The organism is Flavobacterium sp. (genome assembly GCF_029242675.1).
GTDB lineage: Bacteria > Bacteroidota > Bacteroidia > Flavobacteriales > Flavobacteriaceae > Flavobacterium.
The window spans coordinates 1-6,132 of record NZ_JAQWTM010000175.1 but is presented as its reverse complement, the minus strand read 5'-3'; the positions used below and the strand labels follow the sequence as shown (position 1 = coordinate 6,132).

The window sequence follows — 6,132 nt, the reverse complement described above, 5'->3', positions numbered from 1 at the left end:
CAGGAAAAGCAAACAAACTGTACTACATTAGGCGAGTTACACCTCTTGTTCTACATTAGTAGCTTAAAATAAATTACTGAAAAAAATCAGCAACACAACTCTTTAATTTACGGACAAAAAAACGATAGAAAACCGAGTCTATAGTGTTCATTTTTGTAAGATTTTATAATTTTTCAAATTATTTTATACTATTTTAGTTACATAACAAGAAAAGACTATCGGTTGTTTGAATGCTTTTATAAAAAATTGATACGGTCCAAACTGGATGGATTCTTTCCAAAAAAACTACTTACTGTCATATAATAGTCCTATTAATGGCATTCTACTTACCTTAATTTTAATGAAATTTAAACTTTAGTAAGAATCTAAATTGTTTACAAACACATTCTTACAATATAACTCAGTGCAATTTCTTACTTAATTATCTTTTTTTTGTTCTGCAAATAGAATATTTTCTTATCTTGTTGCTGTTTTTATTGTTAAAAATTAAAAATAAAGCTAGTTGAATACCTGATTTCGAAAGTCCTACTTAATATCAGCGCTGTAAGGAATAGTTTAAAAATTAAAAAGCAGAAACAGATGAATACCCCGAAACAAAAATTATTAGACCATATCAAAAACGATGTTTCTATTTTTGATTTTATACAGCAATGGGGTCTTGATGGTCTTTACTATAGAGATGCCTTTGTGACTGAAAACGAATGGATTAACCCAAGACTCTGGATCAATTTAGGTTACGACTCAACAGAAATTTACTCTGAAAGTAATAGTAACAAGGAGCACCTTATCACTATTGGAATTAAAAACACTTTAAATCAAGATACTGCAATTTTACTGCATAAAAATGGTTCCAAAATTTCTATGCAGTGTAAAAACAGGACAATTAAAAACAATGAAGGCAAAACCGTAGCCTATTTAAGTTGTTATATTAAATCAAAAATAGAAGTTAACTCTAAGAAGTACTTAAAGAAAATAAAAAAACAAGAGGAATTTCTTGAAAAATCAAACGAGGCAGCTTTAATTGGGTACTGGGACTTCAATGTGAAGAAAATGAAACTTGATTGGAGTTCCATGACAAAAATAATACATGAAGCACCTGCAGATTTTGTCCCAAACGTTGCTACTGGAATAAACTTTTACTTAGAGGGCGATTCAAGAAATGCAATCGAAAAATCTTTCAATGAATGTGCAAGCAGTGGTACTCCATTTAATCTCGAATTACAAATAGTTACTTTAAAAGGAAATATCAAGTGGGTCAGATCGATAGGACAAGGGGTTTTTCACCAAGGAGTGTGTAAACGAATATATGGAACTTTCCAGGATATATCAAAAGTTAAAGAAGCTACTATCGCTTTAGAACAAGAAAAAGAAAAATTACAAAGTATCATACAGTCGACTAATTCAGGTACCTGGCAATGGAATGTCCAAACCGATGAGACCCAACATAATGAAATATGGGCAAACATTATTGGGTATTCACTTTCAGAAATAGCGCCAGTAACTACCGAAAAGTGGCAAAACTTACTTCATCCTGATGATCTTCAGCAATCTAATTTACTAATGAAAGATTGTTTTGAAGAAAATAAAGAATACTATGAAGCAGAATATCGTATTAAGCATAAAAAAGGCCATTGGATTTGGGTACTCGATAAAGGGAAAATAATAAGTTGGACAAAGGATAGGAAACCTTTATTAATGTTTGGTATTCATACAGATATAACAGAGCAAAAAAAATCAATTTTGAGAAATATGCTTTTTATTGAGCATACTCCAACCGCTATTGCAATGGTAGATGTTAATATGAATTATTTAGCAGCTTCTAAAAAATGGCAAGAAGATTACAATTTAACTGGTAAAAAAATTTTAGGAGTTTCACACTATGATTTGTTTCCTGAAATAAGCGAACAATGGAAAGAAATACATAAAAATTGTTTAAAAGGGCAAACAGATCGAAAAGACGAAGATAAATTTGTTAGGTCAGATGGCAGCGTACAGTGGATTTCATGGTCGATCAAGCCCTGGTATAATGATAATGGTACTGTTGGAGGACTTTTAATGTTTACATCTGATATCACCGCTAGAAAAAAGACCGAGGAACAGTTAAAAATCAGCGAGCAAACTTTTAGAGAAAATTTTGAAAATGCTGCCATCGGAATGGCTTTTCGTGATAAAACGGGCAAATGGCTTAAGGTCAATCAGCGATTATGTGAAATGCTTAATTATTCATCAGAGGAGTTGCTCACTAAAACGTTCCAAGACATTACGCATCCAGACGATCTTAACTTAGACTTAGAACTACTAAAAGAGCTAATTCAAAGAAAAAGGTCGTATTACCACATGGAAAAACGATATTTTTCTAAAGATAACGAAATCGTATACACCATTTTAGGGGTATCAGTAGCAAGAGGAGAAGACGACGAAATTTTATATTTTATTTCTCAAATTATAGATATCACGGCTCAAAAGAAAGCGGAGCAACAATTAGAGGACAATAATTCTAAAATGAAAGCGCTATTTGAAGCGAGTACCCAAGTAGCCTTAATTGAAACTGATGTATTTGGTCTTATCCGGACTTTTAACAAAGGAGCTGAAAACCTTCTAGGGTATAACAAAGACGAAATACTACATATAGAAACTCCCGCAATCATTCACCTTACATCAGAAATTGAAGAAAGATCAAGAGAAATTCAGGAGAAAAATAATGAAATAGTTCAAGGCTTTGACGTTTTTACCTACGGTGCTAATAAAAATGAATTTGATACTCGCGAATGGACATATGTTAAAAAAGATGGTACTCAATTTCCCGTGCAACTTACAGTAACATCTGTAAAAAAGGATAATGTAGTGAATGGCTATCTAGGTATAGCGACTGACATTAGTTATATCAAAAAAACAGAAAAAGAAATTCAGTCTTTACTAGAAGTTACCAAAGACCAAAACGAACGGTTGAAAAACTTTGCTCATATCGTATCGCACAACTTACGATCCCACTCAGGTAATATTGCCATGATGCTAGATTTATATGTACAGGAATATCCTGAGCTTGAAAGCAATCAATTTATTGAAATGCTTACGATGGCCTCCAGTAACTTAAAAAACACGATTACTCATTTAAATGAAGTTGTCTTAATGAATACCGCAACAAGCGAAAATTTACAAGACGTCAATTTAAATGATTTCATGGAACAAACCATTAAAAATGTAGCAGGTCTTGCAATGCATGCTCAAATTGAAATCATTAACACAATTGATAATTCTTTAAACATACAGGTCATCCCTGCTTATTTAGAAAGTATTTTGTTAAATTTTGTAACAAATGGTATAAAGTATAAGTCTAATAAGGGTGATAGCTTCATCAAAGTATACACTACCACCGAAGACGAGTACATTGTATTGCACGTAGAAGACAATGGAATAGGGATTGATTTGAAGAAGAATCGTGACAAATTATTTGGAATGTACAAAACATTTCACAATAATAAAGATGCCAGGGGAATTGGACTTTTTATTAGTAAGAATCAGGTAGAAGCCATGAATGGCAAGATCGAAGTCGAAAGCGAAGTTAACTTTGGAACCACGTTTAAAATATATTTTAACTATGAAAAAAATTAACATAGCCTGCATTATAGATGACGATCCCATCTTTGTTTTTGGTACAAAAAGAATCATGCACTTATCAAATTTTAGTGAAAGTATCGTCGTTTACGAAAATGGTAAAGAGGCATACGAAAAATTAAGAGCTACTATTTTAGCAAATGAGCCTCAACCAGATGTTATATTTTTAGATTTAAACATGCCAATTTGGGATGGTTGGCAGTTTTTAGAAGAGTTAACTAAAATCCCTAACGACTATCCTATTACTATTTATATTATTACTAGCTCAGTTGATCCCGCTGATGTTGAAAAAGCTAAAAAATATGATGTGGTAAATAGGTATATTGTTAAACCAATTACAAACACTGAGTTGCAAGAAATTTTAGAAAACTACAGTTAAAACGACTACTTATTAAGTGAAGTAGCCTTTTTTAAAATATACTTTAACTATGAAAAAAATTAACATAGCCTGCATTATAGAAGACGATCCCATCTTTGTTTTTGGTACAAAAAGAATCATGCAATTATCAAATTTTAGCGAAAGTATCGTCGTTTACGAAAATGGTAAAGAGGCATACGAAAAATTAAGAGCTACTATTTTAGCAAATGAGCCTCAACCAGATGTTATATTTTTAGATTTAAACATGCCAATTTGGGATGGATGGCAATTTCTTGATGAATTCACCAAAATTCCTAATAACACATCTACAACTATCTACATCATTACTAGTTCTGTAGATCCAGCTGATGTTGAAAAAGCTAAAAAATATAATGTGGTAAAAAGATATATTGTCAAACCAATTACAAACACTGAATTACAAAAAATCCTGGAAAACTATAACTAAAATTATTAATTATTTACCACAGAAATCTTATAATTTTTACTTTCAGAAATTTCCAGTAAGATCATAAGTATTTCGTATTATATTTTTTGAGTTATAAAATTTGATCTAATTTTAGCTACTCAAAATATGTCACGAAAAACAAACTAATTAGAATCGAAGAATAAGCAAAGTTCCTTCACAAATAATTAACGAAAAATCGCATTCCAAATAGTTAGTATCCAGCTCCAAATCAGCATCCATACTAGTTTGACAGATAGCATTCTTTAGCTTTAAAAATAAATTGAATTAGGTCGAACTGGATATAATAATTGTATCAACTGCAATAATCCGATCTGAGAAACAGTAGTAATTCCTCAAAAAAAGTCAAGTTTACAACATTATATAGTACATTTACCATTTAAAAAATGGAGATGCATGAATTCATAGCTGAATAGCCCAGCCTTTCTTTGTACTTAAAAGCACGAATTAGTAGTAAATTATGACATCAATCTGTTTTATTCTTTAAAAGCAGCGGTTTATTTTGTATTTTGAGCCTTTAATGCAACCAATAAAAATGAAATTTACCACAGACATGGTAGAAATCTAAAAAATTCACAAAAAAAAATTTATGACCATCATAATTGCACTTTGTCTTTTACTTCTAATTGCCTATTTATTCGATTTAACTGCCTCCCGTACTCAAATACCCTCAGTAATATTATTGCTTGTTTTAGGATGGTTTGTTCGAGAAACAACATTATTACTGGATATCGAACTACCTGATTTAAGCGCTACCTTGCCAATTTTAGGTACTATTGGATTAATACTGATCGTATTAGAAGGCTCATTGGAATTAGAACTTAATAAATCAAAGGTCTTATTGATAAAAAAATCATCCTTAGGGGCTTTTTTACCGCTAATTGTATTAGCATTTTCCTTAGCTTATATGTTACATTATTATGGCGGCTATTCTTTCAAGGATTGTTTGACAAATGCGATTCCGTTTTGTGTTATCAGTAGTGCAATTGCTATTCCAAGTGTCCGAAATTTAACTAAAAACCAAAAAGAATTTATTATTTACGAAAGCAGTTTATCGGATATCTTTGGTGTAATCTTTTTTAATTTTGTTGCTTTTAATGCTACTTTCGGATTAGAAACCTTTGGATACTTCTGCCTTGAGATTCTAATAATAGTAGTTATTTCATTTGTTGCAACTATCCTATTATCATTTTTACTAAATAAAATTGACCATCACATCAAGTTCGTACCCATCATTTTATTAATAATTTTGATCTACGAGGTTTCTAAAATCTTCCATCTTCCTGCTCTAATCTTTATTTTAGTTTTTGGATTATCGATTGGTAATTTAGATGAATTAAAAGGGTATCAATGGACAAGAAGTTTTCGTTTGGATTTATTAAATAAAGAGGTTGCTAAATTTAAAGAACTAATAATTGAAGCTACCTTTTTAGTACGCGCCTTATTCTTTTTGCTCTTTGGTTACTTAATTAAAACGGCTGAGATTATCAATACTGATACGTTGGGATGGGCGGCGATTATTGTTGCCATTCTTTTTATACTGAGATTTATACAATTAAAAATATCTAAAATACCGCTATCTCCGCTCCTTTTTGTGGCTCCAAGAGGTTTGATAACCATTTTACTGTTTTTATCAATTACTCCCGATCATACCATTGACATCGTAAATAAGTCC

Annotated in this window: 4 protein-coding genes; all 4 read left to right on the top strand. The window is 31.3% G+C overall.

Features of this window, described 5'->3' with window-relative positions; genetic code table 11:
* The first annotated feature begins 579 nt into the window (after positions 1-579).
* A complete protein-coding gene (locus P8M54_RS06845; RefSeq protein ID WP_300286563.1) occupies positions 580-3,612 on the top strand; it encodes a PAS domain S-box protein in 3,033 nt (1,010 codons plus the stop codon).
* The gene (locus P8M54_RS06840; protein ID WP_300286561.1) at positions 3,599-3,994 is read left to right on the top strand and encodes a response regulator; all 396 of its coding nucleotides are present in this window, start codon (positions 3,599-3,601) and stop codon (positions 3,992-3,994) included. The genes P8M54_RS06845 and P8M54_RS06840 overlap by 14 nt, the downstream gene beginning before the upstream one ends.
* 49 nt (positions 3,995-4,043) lie before the next feature.
* Entirely contained in the window at positions 4,044-4,439 is a 396-nt protein-coding gene (locus P8M54_RS06835) for a response regulator (protein ID WP_300286559.1), read from the top strand.
* A gap of 607 nt (positions 4,440-5,046) precedes the next feature.
* Positions 5,047-6,132: sodium:proton antiporter (locus P8M54_RS06830; protein WP_300286557.1), on the top strand; the 1,086-nt coding region annotated here is incomplete at its 3' end.

Coding starts and splice junctions, on each gene's coding strand:
- P8M54_RS06845 (WP_300286563.1), top strand. CDS start 580: ATGAATACCCCGAAACAAAAATTATTAGACCATATCAAAAACGATGTT.
- P8M54_RS06840 (WP_300286561.1), top strand. CDS start 3,599: ATGAAAAAAATTAACATAGCCTGCATTATAGATGACGATCCCATCTTT.
- P8M54_RS06835 (WP_300286559.1), top strand. CDS start 4,044: ATGAAAAAAATTAACATAGCCTGCATTATAGAAGACGATCCCATCTTT.